This is a genomic window from Vibrio sp. B1-2 (assembly GCF_963888445.1).
GTDB lineage: Bacteria > Pseudomonadota > Gammaproteobacteria > Enterobacterales > Vibrionaceae > Vibrio > Vibrio anguillarum.
In genome coordinates this window covers 23,566-42,536 of sequence record NZ_CAWPJH010000007.1, presented here as the reverse complement: position 1 = coordinate 42,536, position 18,971 = coordinate 23,566, and the positions used below count along the sequence as shown (strand labels likewise).

Sequence of the window (18,971 nt, the reverse complement as noted above, 5' to 3'; positions counted from 1 at the left end):
GGATTTCTTCTGGACGGGATAAAAATATACCAGAAGCCCTTATTCGCTACAACGTGAAATCTATCACACTGTCATTTTTTATTTTTTGCTTCAAATCAAAGAGCACCGCTTGATATGGCTTATCACACCACTCAAATGAGTCAAATTTGTCTCAATGGGTGGGTTTTATTGTGGATTGCCAACACAGGGTATTACTTCGACTCCAAGCGCTTCACTTCATTCCACATCGCATCCAATTCTTCGAGAGAAAAATCGGTCAAGGTTTTGTGCTGACGTGCCACTAGCATTTCAATGCCTTTAAATCGACGTGAAAACTTTCGATTTGCTTTATTTAACGCCACTTCTGGATCAATTTTTAAGTGCCGAGCAAAGTTAACGGTGGCAAATAATAGATCGCCCATTTCATCCTCTACTCGAACCGGATCAGGGTTGATTTGCAACGCCTCTTCCATGACTTCTTCGATCTCTTCTTGGACTTTATCAACCACTGGGCCGATAGAATCCCAATCAAAGCCATATTGGGCACACTTTTTTTGAATCTTTGTAGCACGTAAAAGAGACGGAAAAGCGTGTGGTATTGAGTCTAGAATACTTTGATCTTTTTTTCCTGCTTGTACCTTTTCTTTGGCTTTTTCAGCTTCCCAATTGGCGTTGATTTGCGCTTCATCCTCAAACTTGGCACCCGAAAAAACATGAGGATGGCGGCGCGTAAGTTTTTCATTCACCGTTTCAACAACTTGCGAGAAATCAAACAACCCTTGCTCTTTCGCCATTTGACTATAAAAAATAACTTGAAATAGCAAGTCACCTAATTCTTCTTTGAGATTAGGCCAATCTTGGTTGTGGATCGCTTCCACCACTTCATAGGTCTCTTCGATTGTGTAAGGAACAACCGTGTCAAAAGTTTGCTTGATATCCCAAGGACAACCTGTTTTTGGGTCACGCAACTGTGCCATGATCTGTTCCAGTTGTTCGATTGGGTGGCTCATTTATCCGCTCCTTACATCAATATTTAAAATAAAAAAGCGAGCAGTCATTGCCACTCGCCTTTGAAAACCCAAGGCGCTTGCGTCGCGATTTAATTGCGATTCACGCCAATAAGAGTGTTACTGTGATATGAAATTTAGCCTAGGCGTTTCACCAACATTACATCTTTGATCTGCTCTACTCGCATTGATACTCGTGACAGCGCTTCGATGTTGCTCACTTCAAGATCAAAATCCATGATGATCAACTGTCTTTTGTAGTCACTACGACTTTTCATGCTGATGACTTTCACTTTCTCATTCGCAAGCAGGGTGGTGATGTCTTTGAGTAACCCACCTCGCTCCATCGCTTCAACGCGCAAAGTCAAAATATAGGTTCCAACAAACCCGCGCCCCCAAACGGTATCAATGATGCGTTCAGGTGCGTGATGGCTCAGCTCTTCTAGCTGTTCACAGTCACTGCGATGGACTGAAATACCACGCCCTTGAGTAATGTAACCTTTGATCTCATCACCCGGGATAGGTTGGCAACAGCGCGCTAGGTGTGTCATGAGGTTATCTACCCCTTCCACTACAACGGCATCTTTGTGCGCTCGATGTGGCTGAGCTGGACGAGTTTGCGCATCTTGCAATTTTTGCAGTGCTTGTTGATCTTCTTGCTCAGCGGTCGGCTTATTCACCAAGGCATTGATGTGATTGACGATTTGGTTGATCCGCAGATCACCACTGCCAATGCCGACGTACAGCTCGTCAGGCGTATTGACGTTAAAACGTTTGAGCGCGTATTTATCGGCATCTTTTAACGTAGCACCGATTTTGGCTAATTCTGACTCGAGGATCTCTCGTCCGGCTTCAAGGTTTTTCTCGCGGCCTTGTTTACGGAACCAAGCGTTAATCTTGGCGCGCGCACGGCCTGAATGAACAAACCCCGTTGCTGGATTTAGCCAATCACGCGACGGATTCGGCTCTTTCTGAGTGATGATTTCGACTTGATCACCCATAGATAATTTATGAGTAAATGGAACAATACGACCCGCGACTTTGGCACCGATGCAGCGATGCCCCACTTCAGAGTGAATATGGTAGGCAAAATCGAGCGGCGTGGCTCCCATGGGTAAATCAACCACATCACCACGAGGTGTAAAGGCGTAAACGCGATCATCAAACACCTGGCTACGCAGCTCGTCGATCATCTCACCCGAATCAGACATCTCTTCTTGCCAATCAAGAAGCTTACGCAACCAAGTAATTTTCTCATCGTAACCGCTGCGGGCAACCGTTGCGCCCTCTTTATATTTCCAGTGCGCAGCAACCCCAAGTTCAGACTCTTCATGCATCTGCTTAGTACGAATTTGAATTTCGATGGTTTTGCCTTCTGGTCCTAAAATCACCGTATGAATGGATTGATAGCCATTCGGTTTCGGATTAGCAACGTAATCATCAAATTCGCTAGGCAGGTGTTTGTATTTGGTATGAACGACGCCCAAGGCGGCGTAACAGTCTTGCAGTTGATCAGCAATAATGCGAACTGCACGCACATCAAACAGTTCATCGAAAGCCAACCCTTTCTTCTGCATTTTGCGCCAGATGCTATAGATGTGTTTCGGACGGCCACTCACTTCGGCATTGATATGAGAAAGCTTCATCTCGGCGCGCAGATCTTCGACAAAATCGTGAATATATTGTTCGCGCACGATGCGGCGCTCGGAAAGCTGCTTAGCAATTTGTTTGTAGGTATCGGACTGCTGGTAGCGAAATGCGTAATCTTCAATTTCCCATTTGAGCTGACCAATGCCCAAGCGGTTTGCTAAAGGGGCATAGATATTGGCGCACTCTTTAGCCGCTACACGGCGAATTTCGTCAGGTTCATCTTTTACTTCACGTAAATTACAAATGCGCTCCGCTAATTTGATCACCACGCAACGAAAATCATCTACCATCGCAAGCAGCATGCGGCGAACGTTATCCACCTGCTCTGAAGCTTCACTGCCTTGCAAGGTGATGTTTAACTGACCAAGTGCCGCCATCTCTTCGACACCATCAATCAGCTTCACTATGCCTTTACCATAGGTCTCTTCTAATACTTCACGGTCAAAAAGCCCACTACTGACGATAGGAAAGAGCTGAGCCGCGACTAAAGTGGCGCGATCCATCGATAAGGTAATCAGGATTTCGATCATTTCACGGCCGCGCCACAGCAGTAGCGGTCCTTTGGCATGACCTTCTAATAACGTTTCACACTGACGATATACGTCCGTCAGTTTAGAAGCTGTGCTTTTATCTTGATGTAAACTCGCAATCCATTTATCTAGCTCAAACTGTTCGTCTGGATTCAAGTGTGCGCTTCGTACCGCAACCATCTGATTCGTCCTAGTTTTATAGTTTGTGGTATTCGACTAACTTCGACTGAGTTAGTTCTCTGTCTACCGACTTTTTACAAATAGCGCCATCGATTCTAAATGACTGGTGTGTGGAAACATATCCAACATGCCAAGTTTTACCAACTTATAACCTTGGCTGAGTAAACTTTGACTGTCTCTTGCCAGTGTTGCCGGGTTACAAGAAACGTACACCACGCGCTGAGCGCCGAGCTTAGCCAATTGGTCGACAATGCCTGCCGCCCCGGCTCGCGCTGGGTCGAGTAGTACTTTAGCAAATTTTTGCTTTGCCCACGCTTGCGTTGACATATCTTGTTCCAAATTTGCTTGGTAGAACGTGATATTGTCGATTTGATTGCGCTGCGCGTTTTGTGTCGCTTGCTCAACCATCTCATCCACACCTTCAATGCCCACTACCGATTGAGCGTATTGAGCCATCGGCAAACTAAAGTTCCCTACGCCACAAAATAGGTCCAACACTCGGTCATCCTCAGTCAAGGCTAACCATTCCAATGCTTGAGCCACCATTTTTTGGTTTACTTGACGATTGACTTGAATAAAGTTGGAGGGCAAAAATTCGATAACTGATCCGGTTTCACGGTAGCTTGCCATCTCTCCGTGAAGACGTTCGAGCTGATCGCTTTCTGGCATCACATACAAAGTGAGATGATGCTGCTGAGCAAACGCCAGCAGCGCCGCGTGATCTTCACTTGGCAGCGGCTGAAGATGGCGCAACACCATCACCGCGCCTTGATCACCCAGCACCAATTCAACATGGCCAATCGCTTGCTGAGATTTAAATTGCGTTAACAGCGCTTGGATAGGTGTAAGTAGCGTGTTGAGTTGTGGTTCTAGCACTGGGCAGTCCGTCACGTTAACGATTTGCTTGCTCTGCTTTTTGCGAAAGCCAAATTGCAGCTGTTGCTGCTTTTTGTCCCACAACACGCTGATGCGGGCGCGGCGGCGATAGCCTTTATCGGCGCAACTTATTGCGGGGCTCAATGCCAACGTTTGTCCGGCGAATTTACTCATCAATTGCGAGAGTGTTTGCTCTTTGTGCGCCACCTGCGCACTGTGCTCTAAATGCTGCAGATCGCAACCACCACATTGACCGTAATGGCGACAAAATGGCGTCACGCGTTGTTCACTGGCCGTTAAGACTTTAATCAACTGACCGCGAGAGTATTTACTTTTGCTTTCAGTTAGCTGCATCAGCACTTGCTCACCGGGCAGCGCGCCATCAACAAAAAGCAGTTTATTGTGTTGATAAGCGATACCAGAACCTTGATGATCAAGACGTTCAATCAATACCGTTTGATGTTTTGTTTCTAATTGCGCTTTCTTTTTCGGTTGGAAAAAACGTGCCATGCTCTGTGCCTAAGTAAAATTAAATCGATGTTTTTTGCCCTAGCGTCACTATTTAGTGCGGGGATGATTGTCGAACTTACTCGACTTGATTAAGCTAGCCGTCAATTAAACGATTTTCGTACAGGCTTGCTCATCAAATTGCGGGCTATTTTCCCATATCCACACCACGATGTTTAGACAATAATGACCAGATATGGCTTACGCGCGCGCGTTATTACTTTAACCTTAGCTCCAACCTTAATTATCGGCTTGTTGCTCAGTGCTTTTTTCTCATTCAATCGCTACCATGATCTGGAAAAACAGGTGATCAATGCGGGGGCGAGCATCATCGAGCCCTTGGCCATTGCTAGTGAAGACGCCTTAAAAAACCAAAGCCGTGAGTCGGTGCGCCGAATTATCAGCTACGCGCATCGGAAAAACTCTAAATTTGTCCGCAGTATTGCGGTGTTTGACGCCAACCACGAACTGTTTGTCACCTCGAACTTCCACCCTAACTTTGAAAGCTTAACTTATCCAAAAGAGAAACCCATTCCGATTTTAAGCAGCTCAAATCTCACCGAGAACACTTTAATACTGCGCACGCCAATTTTGGCTGAAAACCGTCTAACCGAAGGCATAAATGCCAATACATCAACGCCTGCGCTCGGCTATATCGCGATAGAGTTGGACCTCTCTTCATTGCGTTTACAACAGTATCAAGAGGTCTTTTCCGCCTTTTTAGTGCTTGCGCTTGGGCTCGGTTTATCAGGGATGTTCGCATTCCGACTCCTGCACGATGTGACTCGCCCTATCTCACACATGAAAAACATGGTGGATAGAATTCGTCGCGGCCACCTTGATGTGCGGATCGAAGGCAAAATGCACGGTGAGTTAGATTCGCTCAAAAAAGGGATCAACGCGATGGCGGTATCGCTATCGGAATATCACGTCGAAATGCAGCACAGTATCGACCAAGCCACCTCGGATTTGCGAGAAACCTTAGAGCAGTTGGAAATCCAAAACGTTGAATTGGACATTGCCAAAAAACGCGCCCAAGAAGCCGCGCGCATAAAATCAGAATTTCTGGCCAACATGTCCCATGAGTTGCGTACGCCGCTTAACGGTGTCATTGGCTTCACCCGCCAAATGCTCAAAACCCAGTTGACGAATAGCCAAGCAGATTACTTACAAACCATTGAAAAATCGGCCAATAACTTATTGAACATCATCAATGACATTTTGGATTTCTCCAAGCTAGAAGCCGGTAAGTTAGCGCTGGAAAATATTCCGTTCGAGTTTCAAGAAAGTTTGGAAGAAGTGGTTAACCTCCAAGCGACCAGTGCTCATGAAAAAGGATTGGAAATTACTCTTAAAGTGGATCAAAAAATCCCAGCAGGCTTGGTAGGTGACCCACTTCGTATCCAACAAGTGTTGACCAACCTTGTCGGTAACTCGATTAAGTTCACCGAACGTGGCAACATCGACATCAGTGTTGAATTGCGCTCACAACGCGACAATGTGGTTGAGCTGCAATTTATGGTGCGCGACACCGGCATTGGTATTTCAGAGCGCCAACAAGCACAGCTGTTCCAAGCCTTTAGCCAAGCCGATGCCAGTATTTCTCGTCGCTACGGCGGCACTGGACTTGGTTTGGTTATTACTCAGAAATTGGTCAGCCACATGGGCGGTGAAATTAGCCTCACCAGCCGTCTTCACCAAGGTTCCACCTTCTGGTTTACGCTGCGTCTCAATACCACTGAAATGCCGATGAGCGACTGGCTTGACCCACATATTTTGAGCAATAAACAGCTGTTGCTCGTTGAACCCAATATGCAAGCCGCCTCCATCATTCAGCAAATGTTGGTGCAGGCAGGGTTGAGCGTCACATATCGAGCGGTGATGCCAGAAGAAACGGATCGCTTCGATTATGTATTACTCAATTTAGCCCCAAGTAGAGAGACTGATTTGAATTTGGTTGAGCAGTGGGTCACAAAGGCTATTCAGCTTGCCGACAACGTGATTATCGGTACACCAAGTACCGAGCTCGCACTATCCGATTATTTAATGCAGCATCATCCAGTGCAGTGCATTACCAAGCCACTGTCGCGTAAAAAATTGCTGCAACTGTTAATCGCGCACCAACCGGTACAGCCTGCCATTCAAGATCTACCGATCACACTCGATACACTGCCCCTGAAAGTAATGGCGGTGGATGATAACCCTGCCAACCTCAAACTGATCATGGCCCTGCTGCAAGAACGTGTTGAAACCGTCATCGCTTGTACGAATGGCCAAGAAGCGGTCGAACAAGCAAGCCGCCAGAAATTTGATATGATTTTGATGGACATCCAAATGCCACAGATGGATGGGGTCACTGCTTGCCAGGAAATTAAGAAAACAGTACTCAATCACCAAACGCCCGTGATTGCGGTAACGGCTCATGCAATGATCGGAGAGCGCGATCGTCTGCTGAAAGAAGGAATGGATGATTACCTTACTAAGCCAATTGAAGAGCACATCTTGCAGCAAGTGTTAGCACATTGGAACCCCTACGCCAACCGTAAACAGTTGGAGAAATTACAACTCACAGAACAAGTTATACCGTCGCCGTCACAGGAAGCTGAGCAGCCTAATCACACCATTATCATTGACTGGCAAAATGCACTCAAACAATCAGCCAACAAGGAAGATTTGGCCAAAGAGCTGCTACAGATGCTAGTTGATTCGATTCCACAGGTGAGCCAAGTCGTCAGCATGGCGTTGGAAGATGATGAATACCCTACCCAAGATCTACTGCACCATATTCATAAACTGCACGGCAGTTGCTCATACAGTGGCGTACCCCGCTTGAAAAAAGTGTGCGCAGCGCTCGAACAGGCATTGCGATCGGGCAAATCCATCAGCGATGTAGAACCGGAGTTATTTGAATTACAAGATGAGATGGACAAAGTGGTCGCTACCGCTAAACCGTATTTAAGCGAATGAGCAATTTAACCCAAGAGACAATTTAACCGAATGAAAAAAGGGGCTTGCCGCTCAGCAGTATTTGCTTGTCAGCAAGCAGAGAAGATTGACAGATTAAGACTCTAAAATCACCGTCGCCACCGCATAATGGCGCTCATCAGAAATGGTTAGGTGAATGTGATTCACACTGGCTGTGGCAGCCAACTGCTTAGCCTTACCTGATAATGTCAGCACGGGTTTTCCGTTGGCGTCGTTGGTGACGGTAAAATCCTGAAAGCTAACACCATGCGCAATACCCGTACCAAGCGCTTTAGATGCCGCTTCTTTAGCGGCAAAACGTTTCGCTAAATAGCGCCCTTTTTTCTTGAGCGAATGGAACACCGCCAATTCATCTTGGGTTAGCACCCGCTCGGCAAAAGCATCGCCACTGCGTGACAATGCTTTTTCTATGCGTTCAATTTCCGCAATATCAGTCCCTAAGCCGATAATCGCCATCGGTAGACCTTATTTGCGAGCCGCTTGCATGATGGCTTTCATATCGGCGACCGATTTTTCCAAACCATCAAATACAGCACGCCCGATAATCGAGTGACCAATGTTGAGTTCGTAAATCTCAGGCAGTGCAGCAATGGCAGCTACGTTGTGATAAGTCAAACCGTGACCAGCGTTCACCGTAATGCCCAAATCACTCGCATAGCTCGCAGCCGCCGCAATTTTCTTTAACTCATCTTGCTGATCCGCTTCGGTTGTTGCATCGGCGTAATGACCAGTATGCAATTCAATAAACGGTGCACCGCAAGTTTTAGCCGCGTTAATCTGCTCACGATCAGCATCAATAAACAGAGAGACTTTGATGCCTGCTGCGGTCAGTTTTTCGGTTGCCGCTTTCACTTTGTCAAGCTGTCCTAATACGTCCAGCCCACCTTCCGTCGTTAGTTCTTCACGCTTTTCAGGCACTAAACACACAAATTCAGGTTGGGTTTGCAGAGCAATATCAATCATTTCGTCGGTAACGGCCATCTCGAGGTTCATTCGAGTTTGCAACGTCTCGCGTAAAATACGCACATCGCGATCCTTGATATGGCGTCGGTCTTCACGTAGGTGAATGGTAATGCCATCGGCTCCGGCACGCTCTGCCATTTCAGCAGCATGCACGGGATCTGGGTATTTAGTACCGCGGGCATTTCGTAACGTGGCGATGTGATCGATATTAACGCCTAAGTAAATTGCGCTCATTTTCCTATACTCCGTACTCTGGAAAAACTAGACATGGGCAGGAAAAGCTCCCTGCTTTTTAAAGGTTTGCCGCCAAGATACGGCTTTAACGCTATGCGTGTAAAGCGTTTTGCCGCTTGAAGCTGCTCTTTACTGACAAAGCGCCGCTCACTAATGGCAATCAACTCATCGCCCATAAACGTAAGGTTATCGCGCCTGACAGAAGCGATAAAACCTTTTTGCTCACGATAGCGATAAGTCATGCGAGGATCGATGGCTTCTCCCGTTCCGGCGCAATGCAAGAAATCAACGCCATAACCCATTGAAGCTAGCAACGCGAGTTCAAAACGGCGCAGTGCTGGTTCTGGATTTTCACACTGAGCTAACTCGGTGAGTGCATGCAGATAATCATGGAACAGACCTGGGCAAGGCACTTCTTGCGCAAGCACGCGGCCAATCAGCTCATTGACGTACATGGCAGAATAGAGATGAATACCACTGAGTGGTAAGCCAAGGCTAATCGGTTCAGCTTGGCGTAAGGTTTTCATTGAACCGTTGCCTGACCATTTGAGCAATAAGGGGGTAAAAGGTTGCAGTGCACCTTTTAAGTTCGATCGTTTACTGCGTGCGCCTTTGGACATTAAGGTGACGCGGCCATACTCCTCGCTAAACACATCAAGGATTAGGCTCGACTCGCTATAAGGACGTCGATGAAGGACAAAACAGCGCTGTAAACCGTCTGACATATCAGCACTCAAAGGTGAGCGATGTTCTCACCCACCTCGAATAGAGGTTATAGATCGTCAATATAACCAAGGCTACGAAGGGCACGTTCATCATCTGCCCACCCGGATTTCACTTTCACCCAAGTTTCTAGGTAAACCTTGCGACCAAACAACTCTTCCATGTCTAAACGCGCTTCACGGCCGATGGTTTTGATTTTTTCACCACCTTTGCCGATCACCATTTTTTTCTGGCCGCTGCGTTCAACGAGGATCAACGCGTTGATATGAAAACCATCGGTTTCAGGGTTATAGTCAAAACGTTCAATTTCAACGGTTACTGAATACGGCAGCTCTTCACCAGTAAAGCGCATCAGTTTTTCACGCACAATCTCGGAAGCCATGAAGCGCTGTGAACGATCAGTCACATACTCTTCAGGGAAGTGATGCGTGGCTTGAGGTAAATGCTCACGCACATGTTTACGCAATACATCGACGTTTTTGCCATGTTTTGCCGCAATCGGCACGACATCAACAAATTCCATTTTCTTCGATAGCTCTAGCATATGCATCATTACATCGTTACGATCTTTCACGTTATCGACTTTATTGACACACAACACTACAGGGAAATTAGCATTGCGTAACTTGTTGAGCACCATTTCATCATCGGCGGTCCACTGAGTGCCATCGACTAAGAACAGCACTAAGTTAACATCACTGAGAGAACTACTTGCCGCACGGTTCATCAAGCGGTTAATCGCACGCTTTTCTTCAATGTGTAACCCCGGAGTATCAACGTAAATCGCTTGGTACGGCCCCTCTGTATCGACACCCATAATGCGGTGACGAGTGGTTTGAGGCTTGCGCGATGTGATGGATATCTTTTGTCCCAGTAAGTTATTCAGCAGGGTTGATTTCCCGACATTGGGGCGACCCACAATGGCGATAAAACCACAGTGCTGCTCACCACTTTCTGGAGTTGCTTCATTGCTGTTGGTGTTTGATGCGAAGTACGCATCCAAATCAAATTCGTTATCAGCCATTTGTCAGTTGCTCTAGTGCAATTTCAGCCGCCGATTGTTCAGCTTTACGACGACTGGTGCCTTTACCAATTACAGGCGTTCCCATTCCTGCTACATCACACGATACCGTAAATTCTTGGTTGTGTGCTTCACCTTTAATATTAGTCACTGTGTAGATAGGCAGTTGCTTTCTTCTACCTTGCAGAAACTCTTGTAGGCGAGTTTTTGGGTCTTTTTGCGATACGCCCGGCTCAATGGCGTCAAGGCGTTCTTGATACCAGCTCAAAATAATACGTCGTACTACTTCGGTATCGCTGTCTAAATAAATCGCACCAATGATGGCTTCTACGGCATCAGCAAGGATTGAATCACGGCGGAAACCACCACTTTTCAACTCACCTGGACCTAATTTTAAGTAATCTCCCAGGCAAAATTCTCTGCCCAGTTCAGCCAATGTGTGACCACGCACAAGCGTAGCGCGCATACGACTCATATCCCCTTCGTTAATTTTAGGGAAACGGTGGTACAGCTCATCAGCGATGACAAAACTTAAAATTGAATCGCCCAGAAACTCAAGACGTTCATTGTGCTTACCATTTGCACTGCGATGTGTCAGTGCTAAGGAAATAAACTCGGGATCATTAAATGAATAACCGAGTTTAGTTTCTAATTTACTAATTGGAGAATTCATGCTCTCTCGATGTAGTGATAGCTAGCCAAAGCTAGCCTAGTTAATGCCACCAATGCGGTTAAAACGCACACCAGTTGGGATCCACGAAGGTAAAACGCTATCTGCACCACGTTCAAATTCAAAACTTATCCAAATACCGACCGCTTTACCGACTAAGTTTGCTTCTGGAACAAAGCCCCAGTAACGGCTATCAGCACTGTTGTCACGGTTATCACCCATCACAAAATACTGACCTTGAGGAACAACCCATTCATTAACGCCATGGCGTGGTTGATAAGCATCAACACGATCACGACGCAATGGATTGATCAAAATCTGGTGTTCAACCTGACCTAACTTTTCATTCACTTGAATTAAAGGGATGCCATTTTGGTTGAACTCACTCTCTTCAACATTGGACAGTTTGACCTGTTTACATTCTGTTGAACCTTGAGCTTGAATACAAATCTCTTTGTTGCTGCTATAACGAACTGTGTCGCCCGGCATGCCGACCACGCGCTTGATGTAGTCAATGCTTGGTTGCGGTGGGTATTTAAAGACCACGACATCACCACGCTCTGGTTTACCAGTTTCGACCAGTTGAGTACGCCATACTGGGTCTTTCAAACCGTAAGCGTATTTCTCAACTAAGATGAAGTCGCCCACCAGCAACGTTGGCATCATTGAGCCAGATGGAATCTGAAAAGGTTCGTACACAAAAGAGCGTAGCACCAGCACAAAAGCAATCACAGGGAAGATGGAAACACTGTTTTCAATCCACCAAGGTTGCGCGGAAATTTTGGCGCTGAGTTTGTCATCCAAGCCGTTGGTTTGCGCTTCAATAGCGGCCATCTTCTGTTGACGTTTTTTCGCCCACACCAACTTCTCCAGCACCCAAACTATGCCGGTCACTAATGTGACGATCACCAAGATGAGTGAAAATGTATTCGCCATGGAGTTCCCTTATCTAAAAATACGAAAGTGAAAGAGCCGAAACTCTTTCACTTAAATGGTGACTGCTGCATGCATAAGAACAAAGCAATGCTTAATCTTTACCTACGTGCAAAATGGCAAGGAAGGCTTCTTGTGGCAACTCAACATTACCAATTTGCTTCATGCGCTTCTTACCTTCTTTCTGCTTCTTAAGCAGTTTTTTCTTACGGCTAATATCACCACCGTAACATTTAGCCAGTACGTTTTTACGCAGCTGCTTCACGGTTGAACGAGCAATAATGTGGTTACCGATCGCCGCTTGAATCGCGATATCAAACATTTGGCGAGGGATAAACTCTTTCATTTTCTCAACCACTTGACGACCGCGCGTTTGCGAATTGTCTTTGTGAGTGATGATAGCTAGCGCATCCACTTTGTCACCATTTAGCAAGATATCCACACGGACCATGCTTGAAGCTTCAAAGCGTTGGAAACCATAATCAAGTGATGCATAACCACGAGAAGTTGACTTCAAGCGGTCAAAGAAATCAAGCACCACTTCGGCCATCGGTACATCATAAGTCAAGGCTACTTGGTTACCGTGGTAGACCATATCAACCTGCACGCCACGTTTTTCAACGCACAACATAATGACGTTACCCAAATATTCAGAAGGGGTCAAAATGTTACAACGCGCAATCGGTTCACGAATCTCTTCAATGTCGTTCACCGCAGGCAATTTAGCAGGGCTATCAACATAAAGCATCGTGCCATCGGTCTTCTTCACTTCATAGACTACCGTTGGCGCAGTGGTGATAAGGTCAAGATCGTATTCGCGCTCTAAACGCTCTTGAATAATCTCCATGTGGAGCATACCCAAGAAACCACAACGGAAACCAAAACCAAGGGCGGCCGAACTTTCTGGCTCATAGAATAACGAGGCATCGTTTAGGCTCAGTTTACCTAACGCATCACGAAAGTTTTCGTAATCATCAGAAGAGACAGGGAAAAGCCCCGCATACACCTGCGGTTTCACTTTTTTAAAGCCTGGCAATGCTTTTTCACACGGATCTTTCGCGCTGGTCAGAGTATCACCTACAGGAGCGCCGAGAATGTCTTTAATACCACAAACCACCCAGCCCACTTCACCAGTGTTCAACATGGTTTTGTCGACTTGTTTTGGCGTAAAAATACCTAAACGGTCAATACCCCAAGTTTGGCCTGTGCTCATCACTTTAATCTTGTCATTTTTCTTCAGCGCACCATTTTTCACTCGCACTAAAGAGACAACACCTAAGTAGTTATCAAACCAAGAATCGATGATTAACGCTTGCAGCGGCGCAGCAGGATCGCCCTCAGGAGCCGGAATACCAGAAACGATTTTTTCTAGCACTTCATCCACGCCAAGGCCTGTTTTCGCAGAGCAGCGCACTGCGTCAATAGCATCAATGCCGACGATATCTTCAATTTCTTCCGCTACGCGTTCAGGCTCTGCGGCTGGCAAATCAATCTTATTTAGGATTGGGACAACTTCAAGGTCCATTTCAATGGCGGTATAACAGTTAGCCAATGTTTGCGCTTCAACGCCTTGACCAGCATCCACCACCAATAGAGCACCTTCACAGGCGGCTAAAGAACGGGAAACTTCATAAGAAAAGTCAACGTGTCCAGGAGTATCGATAAAGTTGAGCTGGTATGTCTCGCCATCGTTTGCTTTGTAATCGAGCGTCACACTCTGTGCTTTGATGGTGATGCCACGCTCACGCTCAAGGTCCATAGAGTCTAGAACTTGAGATTCCATTTCACGATCACTTAATCCACCACAAACTTGGATCAAACGGTCAGATAGGGTCGACTTACCATGGTCGATGTGGGCGATAATCGAAAAGTTACGAATGTGCTTCATAGATTTGGGATGACTAAACTCTTGAAAAAAGGGACATAAGAAAGCCACATCAAGCGGCGTTTCCATAAAGTTGGCCGATTCTACCCAATTTCGGTAGGGTTCGCATCATAAATTAGGCGATAGGTTCACCAAGGACTCGGACCAAAACCACCTCTTGCTGCGATCGTTTTTCAAGAACCACAGAGCAACGTTTGGCAATTCCGATCCCCAGCACGATAAAAACAGCGGCCGTGATGATCACGATGCCCTCACCTAAACCGAGCCAAGGGGCCAAGAGGCTCTCACCCAGCCAAGCGCCAAACATCATCATAAAAAGCGGCACCAAATACACTAAGGCTGCCGATTGAAGCAAGCTTTTTTCGGGGAAACCGATTTCAACCGTCTGGCCTTGCTTCACTGGTTTTTTCGTATCGAGTTGCCATAACAGCGCTTTGTTACCAATCGCTTTCGATACGATCCCAGTACCACAGCTTTTGGAGGACGAACAACTGCTGCAACTGGTCTGCTGCTGACAACTGAGTTCAACGTGAAACCCTTTAGCATCAGGTTGAACAGCGGTGACTGTTGCTAACGCCGTCATCATGGTTTGGTTGCCTCTGTTGAGGGCGCCGCAGGCTGGACAAACGTCACCGATTGAGCAATGCGCTGCGCCGTTGCCGGTGGAATATCACCGACCACTGAGATTTCATTGTTTCCTTTCACCACACTATGCAAGGTACGGCGGCCTTGACGAACCAGTTGGCCTTTCAGCGAATGATTGTCACTATCGGAAATATAGACAGAAAAACTAAATAGCCCATCACTGAACATCTGGCTCTCTACCAAACGCTCAGTAATCGCCATACGATAACGGTTAAGCTCTTTGGGTTCAAAGCCTTCAGGTTTCCAACTCACTTGCCAAAAACTTTCCGTAAGGTTGCCTTTCGGTAACGTTAATACCTCGGGTAACTCAACGTCATTTAGCCCTTGCATCGCCTGCGCTAATTTGTCGCTAATGGCATAAGAGATAGTGCGATATTGCTCAAGCACCTCGCCGTCGCGATCGACTAAATCAGCTCGCAATGGCAAGTTACTGGTTTCATCTACCCACAAAATATAGGAATAGCGTAAGCCATCTTTCGGCACCACTCGCACCACTTGGCAAGCCGTACCCGCTTCACGTGCACGGCCAACTTTGACGAAATCGTAGTAACGGCCTAATTCAGTGACATTGCTGGTTAGCATCGGAATCGTCGGCGCAACCATAGTGCTTGACTCAATGGTGAACGGTTCTACCCCAGGTTCAATGTAACTCACTTCATTGCCACGGCGAATCACTTCACGGATCGGGCCGCTGAGATAAACGAGATGCGCAAATTGCTGATCGCCTTGACTTGCATGACGATACAGCAGTGGATCGATGCTGTTTTTCTTAATCAGAATGTAAGACAGCTCATAATTTAAATGCTGACTGGCCTCGTTCATTTGAAGCAACAAAGCCTCTGCAGGTTGGTCTTCTGCAAAGGCTAATGTAGAGTTCAAACTGAACAGCGCCAGTGCACTGATCAGGAATTTATTCATTCAACTACCGATTCAAGTACATCGTTATGTGGGCTTGCACTTTCACTGTTCAGGCGAAGTTGCAGCTCGTAGTCTTGCAATAATGCGTTTACGCGGCGACGTTGTTCTTGCACGCGGCTTTCGCTGGTTTGGCGCTCTACTGAATCACGCGTTAAGCTCACAGGCTCTGCGCTGCCAGCCAACGGAATGGTTTGCAGTACGGGTAATTGGTCGTTTTGATTCACTCCTGAATCACGGCCACCGTATTGTTGAACACCTAAAATCACCACAAACGACACACACGCAGCAACCGCAACCTGGCCAAATTGGGAAAGCCAAGCCGGTAACTGCCGACGAGCTTGAGCTGGCGTCGGCTGAGACTCACGGCTTGCATCACGAAAATCAATAACCGAAGCAGATTGTAAACGACTGTGTGCGGGTTCGTCATCCAATGCTAACGCAACGCTCTGTGCAATATCCCACTCAGCTCGGACTGGGGCATCTCCACGCATCACATCACCAACCAAATGGTAATTTTTCCACGTTTGCAAACTTTCTTGGTCGAGCTCTAATTCTTGAATGAGCGCTTTATCGACCATTTCCCCATCCATGAGTGCTGAAAGTTTTTCTTTGTCAGCCATTATTTATTCACCATTTTCGTTACCAGTTTGAGCGCTATAAAAGAGGTTTAATCTTCTTTTCTACCGCTTCACGAGCACGGAAGATGCGAGAACGCACCGTTCCTACAGGACAATCCATGACTTCTGCTATTTCCTCGTAACTTAAACCATCCAGTTCACGCAAGGTCATCGCAGTTTTCAAATCTTCAGGCAACGCTTCTATCGCACCAAAAACGACCCGCTGCAATTCTTTCGACAACGTAATGTTCTCAGGGTTCGATATTTCTTTTAATGCGTTGCCACTTTCGTAATATTCAGCATCTTCAGCATCAACATCGCTAGCGGGCGGTCTACGACTTTGGGCTACAATGTGATTCTTAGCGGTATTAACAGCAATACGGTATAGCCAAGTGTAAAAGGCACTCTCTCCGCGAAAACTTGGGATAGCCCGATACGCTTTGATGAACGCTTCTTGTGCGACATCGGCTACATCTCCGGAATTGCTCACATACCGAGAAATAAGGTTGCAGACTTTATTTTGGTACCTTAAAACCAAAAGGTTAAACGCTTGCTTATCTCCACTCTGAACTCGCTCAATCAATACTTGATCGGTCAGTTGCTCGTTCATTCGAGCCTGTACTCCTATTGTTATTCCCCTTACCTTCTCAGATATGGGCATTCATTATGCAAAATGTAGTATTGACACCACCGCTTACATGAGCACTATTGTGACTCAAGGGAGAATAGAAAGTTCCATTCTGTCTAAAAATATTTGCCAAGCATTATTCAATAAATGTGATCTAATTTCACTATAGGGGATCCCCAATATAGTGAGGGTCGATAAGACGAAAGACAATGGCATTTACAAAGTATTGCATCAAATCTTTCTCTACTGCTATTGGCTTGAAGCCATAGCGATACCGTTAGTGGATAAACCTTGCGGCTGAATCACTTCAAGAGTATAGATACATGCAATGCATATTTAAAATGAGAGTTGGACAACTCTACTCTAGTTCGGGAATTTAAAAGTTTTATGAACGCAAACCGTGAACATCTATGCGATGTATTAGTCGTAGGCAGTGGCGCAGCGGGTTTATCGCTCGCACTACGCGTAGCAAAACACAGTAAAGTCATTGTACTAAGTAAGGGACCACGCAGTGAAGGTGCCACTTATTACGCTCAGGGAGGTATTGCCGCTGTTTTTGACGAATCAGACAGTATTGAGTCACACGTCGAAGACACTCAAATTGCGGGCGCAGGGATCTGTGAAGAGGATACTGTCCGTTTCATCGCCGAGCATGCTAAAGAGTGTGTTCAGTGGCTTATCGATGGCGGCGTTCCTTTTGACAGAGAAGAGAATGACAGTGATGAAGCACCTCGCTATCACTTAACTCGTGAAGGCGGCCATAGTCATCGCCGCATCTTGCACGCGGCTGATGCCACTGGCATGGCAATGCAAACCTCCTTGCAAGACAATGTTCATAATCACCCCAACATTACTATCCTTGAACGTCACAATGCACTGGATTTAATCACCGAAGATAAAATCGGTGGTGATAAAAAAAGAGTGGTTGGCGCTTATATTTGGAACCGCAATGAGGAACACGTTGAAACGATCCGCGCTAAGTTTGTCGTTTTAGCCACGGGCGGCGCCTCAAAAGTGTATCAATATACCTCTAACCCTGATGTTTCCTCAGGTGATGGTATCGCAATGGCGTGGCGTGCAGGATGCCGAGTGGCGAACCTTGAGTTCAATCAATTCCATCCAACTTGTCTTTTCCACCCTGAAGCACGTAATTTCCTACTGACAGAAGCACTACGTGGAGAAGGCGCTTTTTTAAGACGCCCAGACGGTTCACGATTCATGCTCGATTTTGATGAACGTGCCGAACTGGCTCCTCGTGATATCGTGGCTCGCGCCATCGACTATGAGATGAAGCGTTTAGGTGCTGATTGTATGTATCTGGACATCAGCCACAAACCGGCCGATTTTATTGAAAAACATTTCCCAACCATTTATACACGCTTGATGGATTTGGGCATTGATATGACCAAAGAGCCGATTCCGATTGTTCCTGCGGCGCACTACACTTGTGGTGGCGTTATTGTCAATAAACAAGGTAAAACGGATCTGCATAACCTGTATGCGATCGGAGAAGTTAGCTACACCGGTTTGCACGGTGCTAACCGAATGGCGTCGAACTCTCTATTAGAATGCGTCGTTTATGCTTGGTCAGCGGCAAAGGATATTTTAAAAGGATTACCAACGGCTCAGCTCCCACCAAGCTTACCCGGTTGGGATGAAAGTAAGGTCAATAACTCTGATGAAGAGGTCGTAATCCAACATAACTGGCATGAACTGCGCCTATTTATGTGGGATTACATGGGGATTGTCCGCACAGATAAGCGCTTAGAGCGAGCACTACGCCGCATTCAATTACTGCAACAAGAAACCCACGAATACTATAGTCATTTCCGCGTTTCAAATAACCTGCTTGAGCTGCGTAACTTACTGCAAGTGGCAGAGTTGATGGTGCGTTGTGCTATGCAACGTAAAGAGAGCCGCGGTTTGCACTACACACTCGATTATCCAGAGTTAGCCGAAAATAGTGGCCCAACTATCTTAACGCCAGACGAGTAACCTCGCCAACGATCATCTGCTAGCG

General features: G+C 46.5%; 16 protein-coding genes. 2 read left to right on the top strand and 14 right to left on the bottom strand.

Going from position 1 to position 18,971, the window contains the following annotated elements:
• Positions 1 to 191: 191 nt before the first annotated feature.
• From mazG to rlmD, 3 genes are all read right to left on the bottom strand, one after another.
• Positions 192 to 989, bottom strand: a complete 798-nt coding sequence (gene mazG / locus AACQ75_RS03675) for a nucleoside triphosphate pyrophosphohydrolase (protein WP_088732852.1) — start codon at positions 987 to 989, stop codon at positions 192 to 194.
• A gap of 134 nt (positions 990 to 1,123) precedes the next feature.
• Positions 1,124 to 3,346, bottom strand: coding sequence for a GTP diphosphokinase (gene relA / locus AACQ75_RS03670; RefSeq protein ID WP_013856038.1), 2,223 nt, complete (start codon positions 3,344 to 3,346; stop codon positions 1,124 to 1,126).
• 63 nt (positions 3,347 to 3,409) lie between these two features.
• Complete coding sequence (rlmD, locus tag AACQ75_RS03665) at positions 3,410 to 4,732, bottom strand: 23S rRNA (uracil(1939)-C(5))-methyltransferase RlmD (protein ID WP_094129888.1); 1,323 nt, start codon at positions 4,730 to 4,732, stop codon at positions 3,410 to 3,412.
• 183 nt (positions 4,733 to 4,915) lie between these two features.
• On the opposite strand from rlmD, the gene barA reads away from it, so the two are divergent.
• The gene (gene barA / locus AACQ75_RS03660; RefSeq protein ID WP_094163889.1) at positions 4,916 to 7,696 is read left to right on the top strand and encodes a two-component sensor histidine kinase BarA; all 2,781 of its coding nucleotides are present in this window, start codon (positions 4,916 to 4,918) and stop codon (positions 7,694 to 7,696) included.
• A 93-nt stretch (positions 7,697 to 7,789) separates the two neighbouring features.
• Here the strand turns inward: barA and acpS are convergent, their stop codons facing one another.
• From acpS to rpoE, 11 genes are all read right to left on the bottom strand, one after another.
• On the bottom strand, positions 7,790 to 8,170 hold the full coding sequence (gene acpS, locus AACQ75_RS03655; protein WP_064625892.1) for a holo-ACP synthase: 381 nt from the start codon (positions 8,168 to 8,170) through the stop codon (positions 7,790 to 7,792).
• Between the two features lie 9 nt (positions 8,171 to 8,179).
• Positions 8,180 to 8,911, bottom strand: a complete 732-nt coding sequence (gene pdxJ / locus AACQ75_RS03650; RefSeq protein WP_013856034.1) for a pyridoxine 5'-phosphate synthase — start codon at positions 8,909 to 8,911, stop codon at positions 8,180 to 8,182.
• Positions 8,908 to 9,636: a DNA repair protein RecO gene (gene recO, locus AACQ75_RS03645; protein ID WP_026027280.1), complete on the bottom strand. Its 729-nt coding sequence runs from the start codon at positions 9,634 to 9,636 to the stop codon at positions 8,908 to 8,910. The genes pdxJ and recO overlap by 4 nt, the downstream gene beginning before the upstream one ends.
• Positions 9,637 to 9,683: 47 nt before the next feature.
• Positions 9,684 to 10,658, bottom strand: a complete 975-nt coding sequence (gene era / locus AACQ75_RS03640; RefSeq protein ID WP_010319802.1) for a GTPase Era — start codon at positions 10,656 to 10,658, stop codon at positions 9,684 to 9,686.
• Entirely contained in the window at positions 10,651 to 11,328 is a 678-nt protein-coding gene (gene rnc, locus AACQ75_RS03635; protein ID WP_010319803.1) for a ribonuclease III, read from the bottom strand. Before rnc ends, era begins: the two co-directional genes overlap by 8 nt.
• Before the next feature lie 36 nt (positions 11,329 to 11,364).
• Entirely contained in the window at positions 11,365 to 12,261 is an 897-nt protein-coding gene (gene lepB, locus AACQ75_RS03630) for a signal peptidase I (protein WP_013856032.1), read from the bottom strand.
• A 91-nt stretch (positions 12,262 to 12,352) separates the two neighbouring features.
• Positions 12,353 to 14,146, bottom strand: coding sequence for a translation elongation factor 4 (gene lepA, locus AACQ75_RS03625; RefSeq protein ID WP_026027281.1), 1,794 nt, complete (start codon positions 14,144 to 14,146; stop codon positions 12,353 to 12,355).
• Between the two features lie 112 nt (positions 14,147 to 14,258).
• On the bottom strand, positions 14,259 to 14,729 hold the full coding sequence (locus AACQ75_RS03620; RefSeq protein ID WP_170889520.1) for a SoxR reducing system RseC family protein: 471 nt from the start codon (positions 14,727 to 14,729) through the stop codon (positions 14,259 to 14,261).
• A complete protein-coding gene (gene rseB / locus AACQ75_RS03615; RefSeq protein ID WP_017042688.1) occupies positions 14,726 to 15,706 on the bottom strand; it encodes a sigma-E factor regulatory protein RseB in 981 nt (326 codons plus the stop codon). The genes AACQ75_RS03620 and rseB overlap by 4 nt, the downstream gene beginning before the upstream one ends.
• On the bottom strand, positions 15,703 to 16,326 hold the full coding sequence (locus AACQ75_RS03610) for a sigma-E factor negative regulatory protein (RefSeq protein WP_017042689.1): 624 nt from the start codon (positions 16,324 to 16,326) through the stop codon (positions 15,703 to 15,705). Before AACQ75_RS03610 ends, rseB begins: the two co-directional genes overlap by 4 nt.
• A 34-nt stretch (positions 16,327 to 16,360) precedes the next feature.
• Positions 16,361 to 16,933 (bottom strand): RNA polymerase sigma factor RpoE, encoded by a 573-nt coding sequence (gene rpoE, locus AACQ75_RS03605; RefSeq protein ID WP_026027282.1) that lies wholly within the window; start codon positions 16,931 to 16,933, stop codon positions 16,361 to 16,363.
• 405 nt (positions 16,934 to 17,338) lie between these two features.
• On the opposite strand from rpoE, the gene nadB reads away from it, so the two are divergent.
• Positions 17,339 to 18,946, top strand: a complete 1,608-nt coding sequence (gene nadB, locus AACQ75_RS03600; protein WP_017046483.1) for an L-aspartate oxidase — start codon at positions 17,339 to 17,341, stop codon at positions 18,944 to 18,946.
• Positions 18,947 to 18,971: the final 25 nt, after the last annotated feature.

Excerpts from the sequence above, each read along its gene's own strand:
- relA (WP_013856038.1), bottom strand. The coding sequence starts at position 3,346 with ATGGTTGCGGTACGAAGCGCACACTTGAATCCAGACGAACAGTTTGAG.
- rpoE (WP_026027282.1), bottom strand. The coding sequence starts at position 16,933 with ATGAACGAGCAACTGACCGATCAAGTATTGATTGAGCGAGTTCAGAGT.
- recO (WP_026027280.1), bottom strand. The coding sequence starts at position 9,636 with ATGTCAGACGGTTTACAGCGCTGTTTTGTCCTTCATCGACGTCCTTAT.
- barA (WP_094163889.1), top strand. The coding sequence starts at position 4,916 with ATGACCAGATATGGCTTACGCGCGCGCGTTATTACTTTAACCTTAGCT.
- mazG (WP_088732852.1), bottom strand. The coding sequence starts at position 989 with ATGAGCCACCCAATCGAACAACTGGAACAGATCATGGCACAGTTGCGT.
- nadB (WP_017046483.1), top strand. The coding sequence starts at position 17,339 with ATGAACGCAAACCGTGAACATCTATGCGATGTATTAGTCGTAGGCAGT.
- era (WP_010319802.1), bottom strand. The coding sequence starts at position 10,658 with ATGGCTGATAACGAATTTGATTTGGATGCGTACTTCGCATCAAACACC.
- acpS (WP_064625892.1), bottom strand. The coding sequence starts at position 8,170 with ATGGCGATTATCGGCTTAGGGACTGATATTGCGGAAATTGAACGCATA.
- pdxJ (WP_013856034.1), bottom strand. The coding sequence starts at position 8,911 with ATGAGCGCAATTTACTTAGGCGTTAATATCGATCACATCGCCACGTTA.
- lepB (WP_013856032.1), bottom strand. The coding sequence starts at position 12,261 with ATGGCGAATACATTTTCACTCATCTTGGTGATCGTCACATTAGTGACC.
- AACQ75_RS03610 (WP_017042689.1), bottom strand. The coding sequence starts at position 16,326 with ATGGCTGACAAAGAAAAACTTTCAGCACTCATGGATGGGGAAATGGTC.
- rlmD (WP_094129888.1), bottom strand. The coding sequence starts at position 4,732 with ATGGCACGTTTTTTCCAACCGAAAAAGAAAGCGCAATTAGAAACAAAA.
- AACQ75_RS03620 (WP_170889520.1), bottom strand. The coding sequence starts at position 14,729 with ATGATGACGGCGTTAGCAACAGTCACCGCTGTTCAACCTGATGCTAAA.
- lepA (WP_026027281.1), bottom strand. The coding sequence starts at position 14,146 with ATGAAGCACATTCGTAACTTTTCGATTATCGCCCACATCGACCATGGT.
- rseB (WP_017042688.1), bottom strand. The coding sequence starts at position 15,706 with ATGAATAAATTCCTGATCAGTGCACTGGCGCTGTTCAGTTTGAACTCT.
- rnc (WP_010319803.1), bottom strand. The coding sequence starts at position 11,328 with ATGAATTCTCCAATTAGTAAATTAGAAACTAAACTCGGTTATTCATTT.